Annotated in this window: 19 protein-coding genes; 9 read left to right on the top strand and 10 right to left on the bottom strand. The window is 58.4% G+C overall.

Annotated features, from left to right (window positions below; translation table 11 throughout):
* Positions 1-143: 143 nt before the first annotated feature.
* Positions 144-602, bottom strand: a complete 459-nt coding sequence (locus tag AC1DWM_RS09760; protein ID WP_223519316.1) for a VOC family protein — start codon at positions 600-602, stop codon at positions 144-146.
* A gap of 264 nt (positions 603-866) precedes the next feature.
* Here AC1DWM_RS09760 and AC1DWM_RS09755 point away from each other — a divergent pair, with 264 nt between their 5' ends.
* The 3 genes from AC1DWM_RS09755 (at position 867) to AC1DWM_RS09745 (ending at position 3,606) form a co-directional block, all read left to right on the top strand.
* On the top strand, positions 867-2,078 hold the full coding sequence (locus tag AC1DWM_RS09755) for an SfnB family sulfur acquisition oxidoreductase (protein ID WP_477795100.1): 1,212 nt from the start codon (positions 867-869) through the stop codon (positions 2,076-2,078).
* Positions 2,079-2,081: 3 nt separating this feature from the next.
* Entirely contained in the window at positions 2,082-2,747 is a 666-nt protein-coding gene (locus AC1DWM_RS09750; RefSeq protein ID WP_123432572.1) for a methionine ABC transporter permease, read from the top strand.
* An 88-nt stretch (positions 2,748-2,835) separates the two neighbouring features.
* Positions 2,836-3,606, top strand: coding sequence for a MetQ/NlpA family ABC transporter substrate-binding protein (locus AC1DWM_RS09745; RefSeq protein WP_477795099.1), 771 nt, complete (start codon positions 2,836-2,838; stop codon positions 3,604-3,606).
* Positions 3,607-3,753: 147 nt separating this feature from the next.
* Here AC1DWM_RS09745 and AC1DWM_RS09740 read toward each other — a convergent pair whose 3' ends face one another.
* The 4 genes from AC1DWM_RS09740 to msuE form a co-directional block, all read right to left on the bottom strand.
* Complete coding sequence (locus tag AC1DWM_RS09740) at positions 3,754-4,857, bottom strand: sigma-54 interaction domain-containing protein (RefSeq protein WP_477795098.1); 1,104 nt, start codon at positions 4,855-4,857, stop codon at positions 3,754-3,756.
* Between the two features lie 24 nt (positions 4,858-4,881).
* On the bottom strand, positions 4,882-6,084 hold the full coding sequence (locus tag AC1DWM_RS09735) for an acyl-CoA dehydrogenase family protein (protein ID WP_477795097.1): 1,203 nt from the start codon (positions 6,082-6,084) through the stop codon (positions 4,882-4,884).
* 120 nt (positions 6,085-6,204) lie between these two features.
* Positions 6,205-7,350: an FMNH2-dependent alkanesulfonate monooxygenase gene (gene ssuD, locus AC1DWM_RS09730; RefSeq protein WP_223519326.1), complete on the bottom strand. Its 1,146-nt coding sequence runs from the start codon at positions 7,348-7,350 to the stop codon at positions 6,205-6,207.
* Positions 7,351-7,360: 10 nt separating this feature from the next.
* Positions 7,361-7,924, bottom strand: a complete 564-nt coding sequence (gene msuE, locus AC1DWM_RS09725) for an FMN reductase (RefSeq protein WP_223519328.1) — start codon at positions 7,922-7,924, stop codon at positions 7,361-7,363.
* Between the two features lie 397 nt (positions 7,925-8,321).
* Between msuE and AC1DWM_RS09720 the strand changes: the two genes are divergently transcribed.
* The 4 genes from AC1DWM_RS09720 (at position 8,322) to AC1DWM_RS09705 (ending at position 12,545) form a co-directional block, all read left to right on the top strand.
* The gene (locus tag AC1DWM_RS09720; RefSeq protein WP_223519330.1) at positions 8,322-8,591 is read left to right on the top strand and encodes a YgdI/YgdR family lipoprotein; all 270 of its coding nucleotides are present in this window, start codon (positions 8,322-8,324) and stop codon (positions 8,589-8,591) included.
* Positions 8,592-8,694: 103 nt separating this feature from the next.
* Positions 8,695-9,309, top strand: coding sequence for a LysE family translocator (locus AC1DWM_RS09715; RefSeq protein WP_477795096.1), 615 nt, complete (start codon positions 8,695-8,697; stop codon positions 9,307-9,309).
* A 204-nt stretch (positions 9,310-9,513) separates the two neighbouring features.
* Entirely contained in the window at positions 9,514-10,671 is a 1,158-nt protein-coding gene (locus tag AC1DWM_RS09710; RefSeq protein WP_477795095.1) for a cysteine desulfurase family protein, read from the top strand.
* Between the two features lie 65 nt (positions 10,672-10,736).
* Positions 10,737-12,545, top strand: coding sequence for an aminopeptidase P family protein (locus tag AC1DWM_RS09705; RefSeq protein ID WP_477795094.1), 1,809 nt, complete (start codon positions 10,737-10,739; stop codon positions 12,543-12,545).
* On the opposite strand, the gene AC1DWM_RS09700 is transcribed toward AC1DWM_RS09705, so the two are convergent.
* Positions 12,538-13,458 carry a LysR family transcriptional regulator gene (locus tag AC1DWM_RS09700; RefSeq protein ID WP_477795093.1) on the bottom strand — a complete coding sequence of 307 codons (921 nt, stop codon included), beginning with the start codon at positions 13,456-13,458 and terminating at the stop codon, positions 12,538-12,540. The two genes, AC1DWM_RS09705 and AC1DWM_RS09700, sit on opposite strands and share 8 nt — an antisense overlap.
* A gap of 104 nt (positions 13,459-13,562) precedes the next feature.
* Here AC1DWM_RS09700 and AC1DWM_RS09695 point away from each other — a divergent pair, with 104 nt between their 5' ends.
* A complete protein-coding gene (locus tag AC1DWM_RS09695; protein ID WP_223519339.1) occupies positions 13,563-14,561 on the top strand; it encodes a zinc-dependent alcohol dehydrogenase family protein in 999 nt (332 codons plus the stop codon).
* On the opposite strand, the gene AC1DWM_RS09690 is transcribed toward AC1DWM_RS09695, so the two are convergent.
* Together AC1DWM_RS09690 and AC1DWM_RS09685 are read right to left on the bottom strand one after the other, a co-directional pair.
* Positions 14,558-15,148 (bottom strand): 2-hydroxychromene-2-carboxylate isomerase, encoded by a 591-nt coding sequence (locus AC1DWM_RS09690; RefSeq protein WP_223519341.1) that lies wholly within the window; start codon positions 15,146-15,148, stop codon positions 14,558-14,560. The genes AC1DWM_RS09695 and AC1DWM_RS09690 overlap by 4 nt on opposite strands.
* 33 nt (positions 15,149-15,181) lie before the next feature.
* Positions 15,182-15,910 carry an SDR family oxidoreductase gene (locus AC1DWM_RS09685; protein WP_223519343.1) on the bottom strand — a complete coding sequence of 243 codons (729 nt, stop codon included), beginning with the start codon at positions 15,908-15,910 and terminating at the stop codon, positions 15,182-15,184.
* A gap of 92 nt (positions 15,911-16,002) precedes the next feature.
* On the opposite strand from AC1DWM_RS09685, the gene AC1DWM_RS09680 reads away from it, so the two are divergent.
* Complete coding sequence (locus AC1DWM_RS09680) at positions 16,003-16,575, top strand: TetR/AcrR family transcriptional regulator (RefSeq protein ID WP_223519345.1); 573 nt, start codon at positions 16,003-16,005, stop codon at positions 16,573-16,575.
* Here the strand turns inward: AC1DWM_RS09680 and AC1DWM_RS09675 are convergent.
* Complete coding sequence (locus AC1DWM_RS09675; RefSeq protein ID WP_223519347.1) at positions 16,562-16,843, bottom strand: hypothetical protein; 282 nt, start codon at positions 16,841-16,843, stop codon at positions 16,562-16,564. The genes AC1DWM_RS09680 and AC1DWM_RS09675 overlap by 14 nt on opposite strands.
* Before the next feature lie 168 nt (positions 16,844-17,011).
* On the bottom strand, positions 17,012-17,899 hold the full coding sequence (gene rhtA / locus AC1DWM_RS09670) for a threonine/homoserine exporter RhtA (RefSeq protein ID WP_223519349.1): 888 nt from the start codon (positions 17,897-17,899) through the stop codon (positions 17,012-17,014).
* Positions 17,900-18,269: the final 370 nt, after the last annotated feature.

Raw genomic sequence — 18,269 nt, 5'->3', positions numbered from 1 at the left:
TAGTTGTTACAGGAGGGGATTTGCGGTGTTGGGGATGGCCCCTTCGCGAGCAGGCTCGCTCCCACAATGGATCTTTGGTGTGGCATAGATCCCCTGTAGGAGTGAGCCTGCTCGCGATGAGGCCCGATCAGGCGACAAAGATGTCAACCCTGCTGAAACATCTCCATGGCCCGCTGCTCAATCTGCGCTTGAGTCAAATCCTCCTTGCGCGTGGCCAGAAACCACAAGTGCCCATACGGATCCTTCAACGTTCCGGAACGATCACCGTAAAACTGATCCTTGACCTCGGACACTATCGTGCCGCCCGCCGCAATCGCTTGTTTATAAGACTTGTCCACATCCGTCACATACAGATGCAGGCCCACCGACGGTGACTTGTCAGGATTGCTCAACGGCCCCTGATCACACGGCGTGCCGAGCATGATCGGGCAGTCGCCGATCCTCAGTTCGGCATGCCCGATACCGCCGTCCGGCATGGCCAGGCGCATGACTTCGATGGCGCCAAAGGCCTTCTTGTAGAACTCGATCGCTTCAGCCGCTTTTTGAATGCCCAGATACGGGGTGATGCTGTGATAACCCTCTGGAATGGGTTTGACGCTCATGATGAATCTCCCTGTTTGTTGTTGTGGGTGAATAGGTGTCCTGTGCCGATTTCCGGCCGGATAAATATAGGTCAGCGTTTTGTTGGCTACCGAACGCCCGACGAGCTGCAACGCTGTTCAGCCAACAACAGCGCAGCAACAAATTGCTCTGCTGCGTCATGCCAGAACCTGAAAAACTCCCTTCAACTGCCCGAAAACATTAGCGCTGGACCTCGGCACAGAAGCTGCAATGGCTCTGCTAAACACTGCTGCCCGGAACCTCACATGCCTGAATCTGCCGTTTATCCGATCAACCCACCGGCCGCCCGAATTGCCGACGAAGCCGAAGCCTTGCGCGTTGCCGAGCGTGTCGCTGCTGTATTGCTGGAGCAGGACGCCGAACGCGACCGCACGCGCCAGGTGCCCGCCGAGATCGTCGATCTGTATTCCAACAGTGGGTTATGGGGCATTAGCGTGCCTCGAGAACTTGGGGGGGCGCAGGTGTCTTACGCCGTGCTGGCGCAGGTCATCGCGATCATCTCGGCCGCCGATCCGTCGTTGGGGCAGATCCCGCAAAACCACTATTGCCTGCTCGAAGACATCCGCCTGCAAGGCACGCCCGAACAACAGGCACACTTCTTCGAACTGGCACTGCAAGGCCATCGCTTTGCCAATGCCTTGTCAGAAACCGGCGGCAAAAATGTGCAGGACATCCAGGCGACGATTCGCCGCTATGGCGACGGCCATGTGATCAACGGGCGCAAGGGTTACTGCACCGGTTCGCTCTACGCCCACTGGCTCGCGGTGTTGGCGCTGGATGAGGAACAAAAGGGCCAATTGGCATTCGTTGAGCGCGGGACCCAAGGGCTGGTGATCGTCGACGACTGGGACAGCATCGGCCAGCGCACCACGTCCAGTGGCACCGTGCTCGCCGAGGACTTGCACGTCTCGGCGTTCAATCTGTTCCCGACTTACCGTTCCTATGAAACGCCAACGCTGGCCGGCCCCTTCGCGCAATTGACCACTGCGGCCATCGACGCCGGCATCGCCCGTGCGGCGCTGCGCGACACCATCGTCTTCGTCCAGCAATTCGCTCGGCCGTGGATCGATGCCGGCGTGGAAAAGGCCAGTGAAGATCCGCTGACCATCATCCAGATTGGTGGCCTGGAGATTCGCCTGGAAGCCGCCGAAGCCTTGCTGGAACGGGCAGGACGAGCGCTGGATGCGGCGCGTCCGGCACCCGATGAAGACAATGTCGCCCAAGCCTCCCTCGCAGTGGCCAAGGCCAAAGTGCTGACCACTGAAATTGCGATCGAAGCCAGTAACAAACTGTTCGAACTCGGCGGCACCCGCTCAACCCTGAGGAAGCACAACTTCGACCGCCACTGGCGCAACGCCCGGGTTCATACGCTGCACGACCCGGTGCGCTGGAAATACCACGTTATCGGCAACTGGCTGCTCAACGGCGTGAAACCGCCACGCCACGACTGGTCGTGATCCATGGCCGAGTTGCTGAAACATATCTATTGGGCCGACATCGCCCAGGCCTGTCTCGACACGCTGAGCATGCTCGGCGCTGCACTGGGGTTTACCGTGCTGCTGGGGCTGCCGCTGGGCGTGGTGTTGTTCCTCACCGGCAAGCGCCAGTTGCATGAGGCGGTCGGCGTTTACCGCGTGCTGTCGGTGATCGTGAACATGCTGCGCTCGCTGCCGTTCATCATTTTGCTGATCGTGCTGATTCCCCTGACCACGCTGCTGGTCGGCACCTCGCTTGGCGTGCCGGGGACCATTCCACCGCTGGTGGTTGGCTGTACGCCGTTCTTCGCGCGGCTGGTGGAAACCGCGTTGCGCGAAGTGGATCGCGGGGTCGTGGAAGCGACCCAGGCCATGGGCGCGAATACGTGGCAGATCATCCGCCACACCTTGTTGCCCGAGGCGCGGGGAGGGTTGTTGGCGGCGGTCACGGTGACCGCGATTGTGCTGGTCGATTACACGGCGATGGCCGGTGTGATCGGCGGCGGCGGACTGGGCGACCTGGCGATCCGCTACGGCTACCAGCGTTTTCAGACGGACGTCATGGTGGTCACGGTGGTGCTGTTGCTGATCCTGGTTCAGGCCCTGCAAATGACCGGCGACCGGCTGGTGGCGCGTTACAGCCGACGATAAAAATTCGATCCCGTTTTTTATTCAAAAGAACACCATCAGGCCTCACGTCCACCTTACGACGGCCATTCAATCTGCCTAGGAGCACCACATGAAAAAGACCCTGGCCATTCTGGCTGCCTTAGTGTCGTTGAGCGTTCACGCCAACGAAAAACTCATCGTCGGCGCGACCCCGGTGCCGCACGCGGAAATCCTCGAATTCGTCAAACCGACCCTGGCCAAGGAAGGCGTGGACCTGGACATCAAAGTCTTCACCGACTTTATCCAGCCCAATCAGCAGTTGGCGTTGAAGAACCTCGACGCCAACTATTACCAGTACCGGCCGTTCCTCGAGGACTACAACAAAACCCGCCACACCGACCTGATACCGGTAGTCGGCGTGCACATTGAACCGTTTGGAGCCTACTCGACCAAGATCAAAAACATCGCCGAGCTGAAAGACGGCGCCACCGTGTCGATCCCCAACGACCCGGTGAACACCGGCCGCGCGCTGGTGCTGTTGCACGAAGCCGGACTGATCAAACTCAAGGACCCGAGCAACACCCTGGCGACTCAACGGGACATCATCGACAACCCCAAACACCTGAAAATTCGTGAACTGGAAGGTGCGTTACTGGCGCGCTCGGTGAGTCAGGTCGACCTGGCGTTTGTCTTCGCCAACTACGCCCTGGAAGCGGGGATCGACACCAACAGCGCATTGATCGTCGAGAAGGGCAAGAGCCTGTACATCGAGTTTTTGGTGGCGCGACCGGACAACATCAATGATCCCGGTTTGCAGAAACTGGCCAAGGCGTTGAATTCGGATGAGGTTCGGCAGTTCATCTTGACCCGCTATAAGGGGCAGATCGCGCCGGGGTTCTAAAACTTCATTGGTTGTCAGTACGCTTTCGCGAGCAGGCTCGCTCCCACAAGGTCACCGCTGTACCTGTGGGAGCGAGCCTGCTCGCGAAGGTCGTACCGCTATTTCTGATCTGCATTTGATTCCAGCAGCTACGCTCCCGCCGATAGGCTAAATCGACAACTGCATCACGCGCTCGCCCTGAACATTTTCCATCACCCGGCGCTTGTTCACGGCCAGCTCGCCGATTTTGATCAGCCGCGTGCGGGTCACGTTACGGCTCAGGCCCAACAGGGCGGCGGTATGGACCTGGTTGTAATGGCAGAAGCGATAGGCCGCGCGCAACAATGCGTCTTCGACTTTTTCATGCAGCGCACCGGCCTGTTCTGCGAAGAGTTTCTGAAAGGCTCGATCCAGTAGGGCTTCCGGTGAATCGTCGATGTTGGCGTGGTAATCGTCCTGGCGCTCGATGCGCATGTTGGACAGGCGCAGGTCATCGCGTTCGATTACGCCGTTACGGCAGATCAGCAGCGTGTGGTGAATGACGTTTTCCAGTTCGCGGATGTTGCCCGGCCAACTGTAGCTGCGCAGTTTCAGTTCGGCGTCTTTGCTAATGGTGATGCTGCCGTAACCCAGGCGCTGACTGTAGGTTTCGACGAAATGACGGGTCAGTGGCAGGATGTCGCCGGGACGCTCGCGTAAGGGGTTCAGCTCTAGGCTGACCACGTCGAGACGGTAATAAAGGTCTTCGCGAAAATGCCCGGCGTTGATGGCTTTTTCCAATTGCACATTGGTCGCGGCCAGTACGCGCACGTCGATGGGAATGCTCTTGCGCGAGCCGAGCCGGACCACTTCTCGCTCCTGCAACACGCGCAGTAACTTGACCTGAATCGCCATCGGCAGATCACCGATTTCATCGAGGAACAGCGTGCCGCCATCGGCTTCCTCAAACCAGCCGGCCTTGGCGCTCAACGCGCCGGTGAAGGCGCCTTTTTCGTGGCCGAACAGTTCAGCCTCGACCAGCGATTCGGAGAACGCGCCGCAGTTCACTGCTACGAACGGCCGATTGCGCCTGCCGCTGAGGTTGTGGATGTGCCGCGCCACCAACTCCTTGCCGGTGCCGGTTTCGCCGATGATCAGCACGCTGGCTTCACTGGGCGCGACTTGTTGCAGATGGGCGAGCAAGGCCTGGGATTTCGGGTCCTCGAATACCTGCGCCGTGGCGCGGATCGAAGTGGCCAGCGCGGGCGAGGGCGGTAAGGTCAGCAGTTGCATGGGAATCGCTCCATGAAGAGAAGGCTATGAATAGAAAGTCGGAATCGGCAGGGCCTGGTTCAGCGCCCAGTCACCCAGTTCATGGAGTTTGTAATCCACCGGGTCGTGCAGGGTTTGCGTGCGCAAGTTCCGCCAGTGGCGGTCCAGTCGCAGGGAGGCGTGAGTCGAGCGCGCGCCGGTCACTTCGAACAGCCGGCTACACAGATCCAGGCCGTTGCGCGTGGCGGCGACCTTCGCGGTCGCGATGGCCGTGGCCAGATGCCCACGTTCTTCGGCGCTGAGATTCGGGCCTTTCGCCCAAGCCTTGTCGAGCAGTTCGGCGGCGCGTTCCACCAGCAATCGAACGCCTTCGAGAGCGACCCAGAATTCGCCGTAATGGCCGAGTAAATAAGGGTCCTGACGCACATCCTGAACAGTGGATTTGTGCCATGGCCGGGTTTCGGTGAGCGTGTACTGCCGCGCTTCTTCGAAGGCGCCTTCGGCGATGCCGAGGAACATGTGGGTGAACGTCAATTGCGCAATCAACGGCCGCAGGCAAGCAAATGGTGTGCTCAACGGGCCTGGATCGAGCAGCAATTCCGACTCTTCGACCCGCACCCGTTCGAACGTGGCGCTGCCGCTGTCGGTCTGGCGCTGGCCCATGTTGTTCCAGTCGTTGTGCAAGGTGATGCCACTGCGACCGCTGGGAATCGCGGCGATCAACAGCTTGCCGCCGGCGCTTTCATCGACGGCGGAGGCGATCAGCATCTGCGAATCGCTGGCGCCGGAGCAGAAGCTTTTCTTGCCGGAAAACTCACGCCAGCCACCGAGGTTTTTCACTACCGTGCGGGTGTCCAGCGGGTTGAGGGCGTTGCCCCAGAACCAGTTCTTGCGCGCAGTCTGTTCGAACCAGGGCTGCCATTGTTCAGGTTTGGCGAACAGACGCACGGTGGCGAGCATCAAGTGATGAAAGCCGAAGATATGCGCAATCGAGCTGTCGACCTTGGCGAATTCACGCACGATGGTCAGGGTTTCAGTCCAGCTGGCGCCGAGGCCGCCGTACTGAACGGGAATGCTTAAGCCCAGCAGCCCGCTGTGGCGCAAGGCGTCACGTTCAACCTTGGGCGTACCGCCGCGCTCGTCGCGCTCGACGGCGGTCAGGGCAAACCCGGCGGCCAGTTGGCGGGCGGTTTGCAAAGGGGATAACAGAGTGCTGTGTGGCTTGGCGGTCACGCGGGGGCTCCTCATAAAATCGACACAAATCCCCTGTGGGAGCGAGCCTGCTCGCGAAGGGGGCGGAACATTCAACATCAATGTCGACTGTCTGGACGCCTTCGCGAGCAGGCTCGCTCCCACAAGGGTTGTTCGTCAGGCCGTGGCTTTGGCGGGCAGCACATCATTGGCAATCATTTCGCCAAACGGCCCGGTGAGGTTGGTAACGCCGCGCCCGGCCAGACTCGCGTAGGGCTCCGGCAACAGCGGAAACACCAACTCGGCAAAGCGATAAGCCTCTTCAAGGTGCGGATAACCGGAAAAGATGAAACTCTCGATCCCCAGGTCCGCGTACTCCTTGATCCGCGCAGCCACTTGCTGTGGATCGCCCACCAATGCGGTCCCGGCCCCGCCACGCACCAGACCGACACCGGCCCAGAGATTGGGGGCAATTTCCAGGTTGTCCCGACGTCCGTCATGCAGCGCCGCCATGCGTCGCTGACCTTCGGAGTCGAAGCGCGAAAACGACTTCTGCGCCGCCGCGATGGTTTCGTCGCTGATGTGCTCGATGAGTTTGTCGGCAGCTTTCCAGGCCTCGTCGGCGGTCTCACGCACGATCACGTGCAAACGAATACCGAACTTCACCGTGCGACCGTTTCGCGCCGCGCGCTCACGTACATCGGCAAGCTTTTGCGCCACGGCGGCCGGTGGTTCGCCCCAGGTCAGGTAGACATCGACCTGTTCGGCAGCCAGTTCATGGGCTGCTTCGGACGAGCCGCCGAAATACAGCGGCGGATAGGGTTTTTGCACAGGCGGATATAGCGCCTTGGCGTTCTGCACTTGAAGGTGTTTGCCTTCGAAATCCACCGCTTCGCCTTGCAACACCCGGCGCCAGATCTGCAGAAACTCGTCGGTGACTTCGTAGCGCTCGCTGTGATCGAGAAAAATACCGTCGCCTCGGTTTTCGTCCGGGTCACCGCCGGTCACCACGTTGATGAGCAAACGGCCATTGGACAAACGATCCAGCGTGGCCGCCATGCGCGCCGAGACCGTCGGCGAGATGATCCCCGGACGGATGGCCACCAGATAGCGCAGGCGTTCGGTCAGTGGCACCAATGCCGAAGCAATCACCCACGAGTCCTCGCAAGAACGCCCGGTGGGAATCAGCACGCCGTGAAAGCCAAGGCTGTCCGCGGCCTGGGCCACTTGTTTCAGGTAGTTGAGCGTTACCGGGCGTGCGCCCTGAGTAGTGCCCAGGTAATGGCCGTCACCGTGGGTCGGCAGGAACCAGAAAACATCCATGAAGAATTCCTTAAGCGATTTTCAGCAAATTTTTGGGGTGCACGCCGAACAACTGCGCGGCGCGTTCTGCAGCAAGACGGATGCGGGCCTTCAAGGGCTCACTGGTTATTTGGTAGTTGGAGAAATCGGCTTCGGTGGCGTAGACACCRATCGGCAACGTCAGGGCCTGGAAGAAACTGAGCAGCGGGCGCAACTGATGATCGAGGACCAGCGCGTGACGTTCGCTGCCACCGGTGGCGGCAAGCAACACCGGCGTGTCGATCAGGGCATTGAGGTCAATCAGATCGAACAGGTGCTTGAGCAATCCCGGATAGGAACCGCGATAAACCGGCGCGGCGACGATCAGCAGGTCGGCGTTCTCGATCGCTTGCAGCTCGGCTTCAATCTCGGCGCTCAACTCCTGTCGCGAGAGTGCCGCACCCAAGGGGCGGGCGATGTCGCCGAGTTCGATCAGCCTGCTCTCGATTGGCAATTGTGCCGACAGTTCGCTCAGAAGCGCCTGAGTCAGCACCAAGGTGCGAGACGGACGCCAGGTTCCGCCGGAGAGGGCAACGACTTTCAGTGCATGGGACATGATCAGTTCCTTTTTCAACAGTTGCTCAGGGGGCAGTGAGTAGTCCTTGGCTAGAGCAAGTGCTGTACCAATCCTTCGGGCCCGTGTTTATGGGGCTTTGAGCATGTTTGTCGGTGGGCGCTGTGCTGTTTTCAGAGCTGTTTGCTGGATGACTGTTGCCCGGCAAACAGTTGTTCAGGCAACAGTTCGTGAAGCGATGGGGTTGTTATAAAGGCTGTTTTATATTCCGCAAAAGACATTAAGTAAATATTTATAGATCGTTTGGGAATATATGTGGATGCAACGGGAGAGTGTTTACCAAAGTCGATAGCCACTATTGAGAGCGTTGATTTCTGCCCGTGAAGTAGCGCGAGTAGCCTGTGTTCATTCCCCCGAACCCAGTTGCAGGACGCCAAAAATGAAACCTCTAATCGCCACTTCCTTGCTGCTAGCGATGGCCGTTCTTGCCGGATGTGCCAGCCATGTTTCACCGGAACTACGGCCCTACACCGCCGAAGAATCCAGGGAATTGGCGCTTGAGGAGTTGAACCGTCGTGGCCTGTCCTTCGAGGAGTACCACGCGAAGAAAGCGGCATTGCTCGGTCAACCGCAAAAATCGTTTGGTTTCGATAAACAAGGCGAGATGAACGCCGAACGTGCTGTACAGCTTCACGGTCGTCCAAGCTGAGCGAAAACTGTACCGCTCGAAGTTTTACGTAACTGTCCGTGGGTTTCCCGCAAGGCGTGCGATAGGGTCTTAACACCCGACTGACCCTAATGGACTGCCGCACATGACGCTCTCACTCGATCTGCTGATGGGCTTCGCCCTGTTTGCGCTCGTTACCTCGATCACTCCCGGCCCCAACAACACCATGTTGCTAGCATCGGGTGTGAACTTCGGCTTTAACCGCACCATCCCGCACATGTTGGGTATCACCTGTGGTTTCTTTGTCTTGGTGGTCGCTGTCGGGTTCGGCCTCGGTGCTGTGTTTAAAACCTATCCCATGCTCTACACCGTGCTGCGCTATGTCGGCGCGGCGTATTTGCTGTACCTGGCGTGGAAAATTGCCCATTCAGGTCCGGTCTCCGAAAGCGAGAAGGGCGATAGCAAGCCCATCAGCTACCTGGGCGCAGCGGCGTTTCAATGGGTCAATCCCAAGGCGTGGATCATGGCCATCGGTGCCATCAGCACCTATACGCCGATGCAGGGCTACTTCACTAACGTGCTCGTGATTGCGGCGGTGTTCGCGTTGATCAACTTGCCTAGCGTCAGTGTCTGGGCCGGCTGCGGCACGCTGTTACGCAATGTGTTGAAGGATCGTCGCTGGTTGCGTGTGTTCAATTGGGGCATGGCGGCGCTGTTGGTGGCTTCGCTGTATCCGTTATTTCTTGAAAGCATTAGCTGACGCATTGCTTCAACCGCTTGCCCGATGCCTGTTAAGCTCGACTTCAGGAGCGTTCCTACGCACTTTTAAATGAAGTTGTTCTTCTTTAACGGCCTCCGATCAGGTATTTCTAACGTACTGAGATATCGGCGCAGCTCACAAGGCTGCGCTTTGACGTTTCCGTTACGAGCTTCCTGATCCCGGAACACGCTCTGCGAGTCTTTTATGAATAAACGTCCGTTGTATTTCGATTACGCCGCCACCACACCGGTGGATGAGCGGGTCATCAAGGTCATGGTCGAGTGTCTGGGTTTTACCGGCAATTTCGGCAACCCGGCGTCCAGCTCCCATGCCTTTGGCCAGCAGGCCCGACAGTCGGTCGAGCACGCCCGGCAGCAGGTCGCCGAACTGGTCGGCGCACAGGCTGCGCAGATCGTCTGGACCTCCGGCGCCACTGAATCCAACAACCTCGCGCTCAAAGGCGTGGCCCAGGCGCGCGGTGTCGGCGGTGGGCACATCATTACCAGCCAGATCGAACACAAGGCGATTCTCGACACGGCGAAACAATTGCAGGACGCCGGTGTTGCGGTGACGTATCTGGTGCCTGACGCCGATGGTTTGATCACGGCGCAAGCGGTCAGCGAAGCGATGCGCGACGACACCTTTCTGGTGTCGCTGATGCTGGTCAACAACGAACTGGGCACGGTCAACGATATCGCCGCCATCGGCGAAGTCGTGCGGGCACGCGATGCGTTGTTCCATGTCGACGCCGCTCAAGGTGCCGGCAAAGTGGCCATCGATCTGGCCCGCTTGCCGGTGGACCTGATGTCGTTCTCCGCGCACAAGATCTACGGCCCCAAAGGCATTGGTGCGCTGTACGTCGGTCCGCGTGCGCAGCAACGCTTGCAGGCACAGATTCACGGCGGTGGTCACGAGGGTGGATTGCGTTCCGGCACCCTGGCGACTCATCAGATTGCAGCCATGGGCGTGGCCTTCGCATTGGCCGCTGCTTCGTTCGATGAAGAGAAAGCCACGATCGTGCGCTTGCGTGAACGTTTGCTGGAGCCATTGCTCAGCCTTCCCGGCGTTCGCCTCAATGGCAGCCCGACCCAACGCATTCCTCATACCTTGAGCCTGACCTTCAGCGAAGGTGAGTTCAATTCTGCGGCGTTGAGCCATTCGATCGCCTTTTCTGCGACGTCGGCCTGTAACTCCGCCAGCAATGTTCCATCCCATGTGCTGCTGGCCCTGGGGCATGACGCCCGCTCGGCGAGTCGTACTATTCGTTTGAGTCTCGGCCGGTTCACCACCGAGCAAGACATCGACCAAGCGGTGCACCTGATCAAAGCGGCCTGCGCCAGCGCCCCGGCATTCTGGCAGTAGCGCCTTAAAGCGCCGACTCAGATCGGCACTCAACAATAAAGCTAAAGTGATTAGCAGGAGACACGATGAGTACGCAGCCTTCGATCAATGGATCGGTGCCCCAGCGCCTGGCGCAAACCCGCGAACTGATGAGCCGCGAAGGCATTCATGCCTTGCTGGTGCCGTCGGCCGATCCGCACCTGTCGGAATACTTGCCAGGCTACTGGCAGGGGCGTCAGTGGTTATCGGGCTTCCATGGCTCGGTCGGCACACTGATCGTGACGCCGGATTTTGCCGGCGTCTGGGCCGACAGCCGTTATTGGGAGCAAGCGACCAAGGAACTCAAGGGCAGCGGCATCGAGTTGGTCAAGCTGCAACCGGGTCAACCCGGCCCGCTGGACTGGCTGGCCGAGCAAACCCCTGAAGGGGGCGTCGTCGCGGTGGATGGTGCGGTGATGGCCGTGGCCTCGGCGCGTACGCTGGGTGGCAAACTCGAAGAACGCGGCGCACGCCTGCGTACCGACATCGATCTGTTGAGCGAAGTCTGGAGCGGCCGCCCGACACTGCCGAATGAGCCGATCTATCAACATTTGCCACCACAGGCGACGGTCAGCCGTGGTGAAAAACTCGCGAAGCTGCGCGAGGTTTTGAAAGACCGTGGCGCTGACTGGCATTTTGTCGCCACCCTGGATGACATCGCCTGGCTGTTCAATCTGCGCGGCGGCGATGTGTCGTTCAACCCGGTGTTCGTGTCCTTCGCCTTGATCAGTCAGGACCAGGCCACCCTGTTCGTGGCCCTGAGCAAAGTTGATGCTGAACTGCGTGCGGTGCTTGAACAAGACGGCGTAACCCTGCGCGATTACAGTGAAGTGGCCGCCGCCTTAAGCGCCGTGCCGAGCGGCGCGAGTCTGCTGGTCGATCCGGCGCGCGTCACCGCCGGTTTGCTGGACAACCTGGGCAGCGGCGTAAAACTGGTCGAAGGCCTGAATCCGACTACGCTGGCCAAGTCGCAGAAAAGCCTGGCCGATGCCGAGCACATTCGTCAGGCCATGGAGCAGGACGGCGTTGCGCTGTGCGAATTCTTCACTTGGCTGGACTCGGCCCTGGGTCGTGAGCGCATCACCGAGCTGACCATCGACGAACACCTGACCGCCGCGCGTACCCGACGTCCTGGCTACGTATCGCTGAGCTTTAACACCATTGCCGCGTTCAACGCCAATGGCGCGATGCCGCACTACCATGCGACCGAAGAAGAGCATGCGGTGATCGAAGGGGACGGTCTGTTACTGATCGACTCCGGCGGTCAGTACCTGGGTGGCACCACCGACATCACGCGGATGGTGCCGGTGGGTACACCGACGGATGAACAGAAACGCGACTGCACACGCGTCCTCAAAGGCGTGATCGCACTGTCCCGTGCGCAATTCCCTCGGGGGATTTTGTCGCCGTTGCTCGATGCCATCGCGCGCGCGCCGATCTGGGCTGAAGGCGTCGACTACGGTCACGGTACCGGCCATGGCGTTGGCTACTTCCTCAACGTTCACGAAGGTCCGCAGGTCATCGCCTATCAGGCCGCTGCTACTCCGCAGACTGCGATGCAACCGGGCATGATCACCTCCATCGAGCCAGGCACTTACCGGCCGGGGCGTTGGGGGGTGCGGATCGAGAACCTGGCGCTGAACCGTGAGGCGGGCACCAGCGAATTTGGTGAGTTCCTCAAGTTCGAAACCCTGACGCTGTGCCCGATCGACACCCGCTGTCTGGAGCCGTCGCTGCTGACGCTGGAAGAGAAACAGTGGTTCAACGCCTACCATGCCGAAGTGCGCGAGCGCTTGAGCCCGTTGCTCGATGGCGCGGCCCTTGAGTGGTTGAATACCCGCACCGCGGCTATTTGACGGGTTGGAGTTCAGGCGCTTGTTCGAGCGCCTGACTCATGTAGTCGACAAAAGCTCTGACCCTGGCGGATTGGCGACGATTCGCCGGGGACACCGCATGAATCGGCAGAGACTGAGCCGTGTAGTCTTGCAAAATGGCCTGCACTCGGCCGRCTTTCAGATCCTCGCTGAAAAGCCACACCGGCGACAGCGCAATCCCCAATCCCCCCAGCACCATCTCGCGAATCGCCTCGGAGTTGTTGCTTTGCACATTACCCCTGATGCGCACTTCGTGGCGTTGGTTGCCTCTTTCGTAATTCCATAGGTTCTGACTGTTGAGCAAATTGAATTGCAGGCAATTGTGCGCGTCGAGTTCTTCCGGGGTTTGCGGCAGGCCGTGTTGCTTGAGGTAGTCCGGTGCCGCAACGGTGATCCGGTGGGTGGTACCGATGCGGCGCGCGAGCAGGCCACTGTCGGTCAACTCACCGATTCTGAACGTCACGTCGAGCCCTTCACTGACCAGGTCCTGATTTTGATCGCTGAGTTGCAGATCGATCTGAACCTGAGGGTACGCTTTGAGGAACTCAGGGAGTCGCGGTGCAATCTGCAAGCGCCCGAAACTCACGGATGAACCGATTTTCAGGTTGCCGGCCACGGATTCGCGTCCCGATCGAAAACGCTGTTCTGCTGCGTCCACGGCGGCCAGGATTTGCCGGCATTCGTTGTAGTAGCGCTGACCTTCATCGGTCAGTGACAGTTGTCGAGTGCTGCGGCTAATCAGCTTTGCGCCCAGTCTGGTTTCCAGCGCCCTTAATAGTTTGCTGATAGTCGGCTGGCTGGTCTGCATCTCCCGGGCAACGGCCGAGAAGCTGCCACGTTCGACGACCCGGACGAAGGTGGCCATTGCGTTGAGTGTGTCCACGAAGTCTCTCATTGATGCCATATGGGCATGATTACTATAGCTATATAGCGTCTTATCGGTATGAGTGAACTGGACGAAGATTAATCCCACACTCACTTCTGACGGAATTTGGCGAAATGTCTGACTCACTTGAAATGCGCGCTCTGATTGTTGACTCGGCCAATGGACCTTTACGCTTGGTTTCCCTGCCGCGGCCGGTGCTGAGGGCGGGTCAAGTGTTGGTGAGGATCAAGGCCAGCGGGGTGAACCCGTTGGATGCGAAGATTCGTTCGGGAGAGGCGGCTCATGCACGTCAGCCACTACCGGCCGTGTTGGGCATGGATCTCGCGGGGACCGTTGAGGCGTTGGGAGAGGGCGTCAGCGAGTGGCTGCCGGGTGATGAGGTCTACGCGATGGCGACCGGAATCGGCGGTGCGCAGGGCTCTCTTGCGGAGTTCGCGGTGGTTGATTCGCGGCTTCTGGCGCACAAACCGAAAAATCTGAGCATGCGCGAGGCCGCAGGGTTGCCATTGGTATTGATCACTGCGTGGGAAGGACTGGTTGATAGGGCTCGGGTACGAGCCGGTCAGAAGGTGCTGATTCACGGTGGCGCGGGTGGCGTCGGGCACGTGGCTGTGCAAATTGCCCGGTCTTGCGGTGCTGAAGTGTTTGCCACGGGTTCAGCGGGTCATAAGGGGATTATTGAAAGCTTCGGTGCAACGTTTATCGATTATCGCGCGTCTTCGGTGGAGGACTATGTAGCTGAGTTTACTTCGGGGGAGGGCTTCGATGTCGTCTATGACACAGTGGGCGGTGGGGTGTTGGATGATTCATTCAAGGCAGTTCGGGTTTATGAAGGGCATGTAGTGAGCTGTCTGGGCTGGGGGCAGCACAGCCTTGCGCCGCTGTCGTTTCGTGGGGCGACTTATTCCGGGGTGTTTACGCTGTTGCCGCTGTTGACCGGTAAAGGGCGTGAGCATCATGGCCAGATTCTTCAGGACGCGACGCGGTTGATTGAAGCAGGTCAGTTGAAACCGTTGCTCAATCCTCGGCAGTTCACGCTGGAAACTGCCGAGGCCGCTCATGAGTTGCTCGTTTCGGGATCTTCGCAGGGGCGGTTAGTAGTCGAGATTTAACTCAGGGCTTCAACAACGAACTCCAACCGATCCTGGCCGAAGAACAGCTGATTGTCGACGAACATGCTCGGCGCCCCGAATACACCGCGCTGTACCGCTTTCTCGGTATTGTCCTTGAGTGCGGCTTTGACTTCCTCATCGGCAGTCAAGGCCAGTACTTCATTGGGGTCAAAACCGTTTTGTGTCAACACGGCGGCGACGGTGGCGGGGTCATCAAGGCTGCGACCTTCGACCCAGAGAGCTGTGAACAGGCAGTCGATAAACGCAAGGAAGCGCTCGGGGTGACGCAACTGAATCCCGGTCACGGCGCGCATGAGCATCAGGGTGTTGATGGGGAAATGTGGATTGAATTTCAGTGGCACGCCATAGCGTTTTGCATAGCGGTCGAGGTCTTGAAACATGTAACGGCCTTTGGCCGGGATCATCGCCGGCGAAGCGTTGCCGGTGGCTTTGAAGACGCCACCCAGCAGCATTGGCGTGTAAATCAGTTGGCTGCCGGTTTGCTCACAGATTTTTGGTAGCTGGGTATAGGCCAGGTAGGTGGCCGGGCTGCCGAGGTCGAAAAAGAACTCCACGGTTTTGCTCATGGTCGGTGCGCTCTGTTTATTGTTGTAGGGGGCTTACCAGCGTTCGCTCCAGGGCCGTAAATCCAGTTCGAAAGTCCAGGCGTCCCGTGGCTGGCTGTGCAGGTACCAATAGTTCTCGGCGATGTGCTCGGGATTGAGGATGCCGTCTTCATCTTTGGTCGCGTATTTCTCCGGGAAACTCTCGCGGATGAAGTCGGTATCGATAGCCCCGTCGACGACGACGTGTGCAACGTGAATGTTCATGGGGCCGAGTTCACGCGCCATGCTTTGGGCCAACGCACGAATTCCGTGCTTGGCGCCGGCGAACGCTGCAAATCCTGCGGCACCGCGCATGCCAGCTGTAGCCCCGGTGAAAAGGATAGTGCCCCGTTGACGCTTGGCCATGCGCTTGGCAACTTCACGAGCATTAAGAAAACCTGAAAAACAGGCCATTTCCCAAATCTTGAAATACTTGCGGGCCGTTTCTTCAAGAATGCTGCAGGGCACATTGGCTCCAATGTTGAAGACAAACGCTTCGATAGGCCCGATCTCGCTTTCGATCTGTTCGACTAATGCAATCACCTCTTCTTCCTTGCGCGCATCGCAGGCAAAACCGTGGGCGTCACCGCCGTTGGCTTTGATGGCGTCGACCAGCGGCTGAAGTTTGTCTGCGCTACGTCGGGTGACGCAGGCGACGTAGCCTTCCTGTGCAAAACGTTTGGCAATGGCGCCGCCGGTAGCATCACCTGCGCCGACAACCAGTACGACCTTCTTGTTATTCATCGGTTAATCCCTTTGCTAAACGATCGTTAACTAAACGAACGTTATGCTACGATTCGGCAGGCGTCAAGAAGATCAATCCTGGGGAAAGGGCAATGCGCTACTCGGCCAGTCACAAGTTGGAAACCAAAGAGAAGCTGCTGGAAAGCAGCGCGGTGTCAGCCAAGAAGTCAGGTTTTTCTACGGTTGGTGTCGACGGTTTGATGAAGGCGATTGGCTTGAGCGGCGGGGCTTTCTATAGTCATTTTTCGTCGAAGGACGAACTGTTCGCTTCAATCGTCGAACGTGAGTTATGTCAAAGCGTGGAACGATTAGGCGCCGACCAGGGGGGTGAAAAGCTTGAGCGTTGCCTTAAGCATTACCTGAGCATGGCGCATGTCGAGCATCCAGAGTCCGGATGCGCATTGCCAGCGTTAGGCGCAGAGATCGCTCGTTCGGATGTGCTGGTTCGCCAACAGGCGGAACGCTGGATTTGTCAGCTACAGGAGAATTGGGCGCGCATTCTAGAGAGCGACAGCCTGGCTTGGGCCATTCTGTCGCAATGTATCGGTGCTTTGGTTGTCGCCCGGATGCTGGCGACGCCAGACATCCAGCGTAATGTGTTGAAGTCCAGCTACGATGAGATTGGCCGCCAGATTGCCGGACGGAATCAAACTATTTGCAAATGACGATCATGCTGCGGCTGGTGTAGCCGGCAGGATTGAGCCCGAACGGATAGTCTCCAGGTTCTTCCACCGCGTCCCCCGACTTGGCGAGAACCTTGTACCCCTTGGGTGCGCACGAGTTGGCGGCGCTGGTGTAGCACTTGTCCCACGAAGATGTGAGTCCTGAACAGTTGATATGCAGCCCTTTTTTGCCGTGTTTGACTTGTGTTTTCGAGGTCGCCGCACATCCCGCAATTGCAAGTACGGCGACCAATATCAAAATTCGTTTCATTGCTGTCCTTATAGCGTTCCCGGATCTTGTGCCCGGGTCTCGCTGCATTCGCACTCGCTTAAAGCTTCGTGATATCCCTGCTCTGAAAAATCCTTGCCTGACACTAGGTTACGGGTCTAAACATGGCCTAATTGAACGGTAATTACCAGACCCGCGTAAAACCCTGTATCAATCTGCCGCAGCCGCTGGCTTGGCAGCACTGCCCATGGTCATGGTTGCGCCCACGGAAGCGAGAATGATGCACAAGATGGCCATCCACTGTGACAGTGATAGGTATTCATTGAGGAACAACAGGCCTGACAATGCGCCGAACGCAGGTTCAATGCTCATTAATGTGCCGAATGTGCGGGCTGGCATGCGGGTGAGCGCTACCATTTCGAGCGTGTAGGGCAGGGCGGTGGACAGAATGGCAACACCGATGGCCACGGGGATCAGCGCCGGACTCAACAGCGCAGCGCCAGCATGGACGATGCCGATAGGGGCCACGAACAATGCGGCAATCATCACGCCCAATGCGGCTGTTTGTACGCCATTGTCGGCGCCAGCCCTCTGGCCGAATAGAATATACAGTGCCCAGCAGACGCCGGCGCCTAAAGCATAACTTGCACCTGTCAGGTCAATCCCCGCAGATGTGGCTCCTGTTGGAACCAGCAGCAGCAATCCTGCAACGGCCAGTGCTATCCACAAAAAGTCGATCGCGCGGCGCGAGGCATAGATTGCCACCGCCAACGGCCCGGTGAACTCCAGGGCTACGGCAATGCCCAACGGGACGGTGCGTAAAGACATATAGAAGAGGAGGTTCATGCCGCCCAGTGCCATACCGTAAATGATCACGGTGCGTAGGGATTTTGCAGTGAGCTTAGCCCGCCATGGGCGCAGCAGAAGCAGCATGATCACACTGGCGACAATCAGGCGTAGGGTGGTGGTTCCTTGAGCACCAATAACAGGGAACATGCTTTTAGCCAAAGACGCTCCGGACTGGATCGACGCCATGGCTATTAGTAGCAGGCCTACCGAGAACAGGGTCGAGGCAAGACTGCGAGGCTGATCATTCATTGAGAGGCATCGTCCGAGGTGGGAAGCAAGAGTATTGCTCATTGCATTTGAGCAATATAGTGCGCATTCGTGGCGAGCACGTCTATATATAGCTGTGATTTTGAATTAGCTGATAGAAAATCCAAATCAGTGCTTGACGGCAGATTCTGGATGTCTATAATTCGCCCCACTTCCGGCGCAGTCGAAACGGAAAACTCCTTGGTAAACAAAGAGTTACGCAGTTTTCGGCAGCAAGCGGCTTCAGTTCATCGAAGCCCGAAAGGAGTTGAAAAAGAGGTGTTGACAGCAGCGTGTAACGCTGTAGAATTCGCCTCCCGCTGACGAGAGATCGAAAGCGCAAGTGGTTGAAGTTACAAAGGAAACTTTGAAA

The organism is Pseudomonas sp. P4_C8, assembly GCF_056401975.1.
This window is presented reverse-complemented; position numbering and strand designations above follow the sequence as displayed.

Excerpts from the sequence above, each read along its gene's own strand:
- AC1DWM_RS09760 (WP_223519316.1), bottom strand. The coding sequence starts at position 602 with ATGAGCGTCAAACCCATTCCAGAGGGTTATCACAGCATCACCCCGTAT.
- AC1DWM_RS09755 (WP_477795100.1), top strand. The coding sequence starts at position 867 with ATGCCTGAATCTGCCGTTTATCCGATCAACCCACCGGCCGCCCGAATT.
- AC1DWM_RS09750 (WP_123432572.1), top strand. The coding sequence starts at position 2,082 with ATGGCCGAGTTGCTGAAACATATCTATTGGGCCGACATCGCCCAGGCC.
- AC1DWM_RS09745 (WP_477795099.1), top strand. The coding sequence starts at position 2,836 with ATGAAAAAGACCCTGGCCATTCTGGCTGCCTTAGTGTCGTTGAGCGTT.
- AC1DWM_RS09740 (WP_477795098.1), bottom strand. The coding sequence starts at position 4,857 with ATGCAACTGCTGACCTTACCGCCCTCGCCCGCGCTGGCCACTTCGATC.
- AC1DWM_RS09735 (WP_477795097.1), bottom strand. The coding sequence starts at position 6,084 with ATGAGGAGCCCCCGCGTGACCGCCAAGCCACACAGCACTCTGTTATCC.
- ssuD (WP_223519326.1), bottom strand. The coding sequence starts at position 7,350 with ATGGATGTTTTCTGGTTCCTGCCGACCCACGGTGACGGCCATTACCTG.
- AC1DWM_RS09720 (WP_223519330.1), top strand. The coding sequence starts at position 8,322 with ATGAAACCTCTAATCGCCACTTCCTTGCTGCTAGCGATGGCCGTTCTT.
- AC1DWM_RS09715 (WP_477795096.1), top strand. The coding sequence starts at position 8,695 with ATGACGCTCTCACTCGATCTGCTGATGGGCTTCGCCCTGTTTGCGCTC.
- AC1DWM_RS09710 (WP_477795095.1), top strand. The coding sequence starts at position 9,514 with ATGAATAAACGTCCGTTGTATTTCGATTACGCCGCCACCACACCGGTG.
- AC1DWM_RS09705 (WP_477795094.1), top strand. The coding sequence starts at position 10,737 with ATGAGTACGCAGCCTTCGATCAATGGATCGGTGCCCCAGCGCCTGGCG.
- AC1DWM_RS09695 (WP_223519339.1), top strand. The coding sequence starts at position 13,563 with ATGTCTGACTCACTTGAAATGCGCGCTCTGATTGTTGACTCGGCCAAT.
- AC1DWM_RS09690 (WP_223519341.1), bottom strand. The coding sequence starts at position 15,148 with ATGAGCAAAACCGTGGAGTTCTTTTTCGACCTCGGCAGCCCGGCCACC.
- AC1DWM_RS09685 (WP_223519343.1), bottom strand. The coding sequence starts at position 15,910 with ATGAATAACAAGAAGGTCGTACTGGTTGTCGGCGCAGGTGATGCTACC.
- AC1DWM_RS09680 (WP_223519345.1), top strand. The coding sequence starts at position 16,003 with ATGCGCTACTCGGCCAGTCACAAGTTGGAAACCAAAGAGAAGCTGCTG.
- AC1DWM_RS09675 (WP_223519347.1), bottom strand. The coding sequence starts at position 16,843 with ATGAAACGAATTTTGATATTGGTCGCCGTACTTGCAATTGCGGGATGT.
- rhtA (WP_223519349.1), bottom strand. The coding sequence starts at position 17,899 with ATGAATGATCAGCCTCGCAGTCTTGCCTCGACCCTGTTCTCGGTAGGC.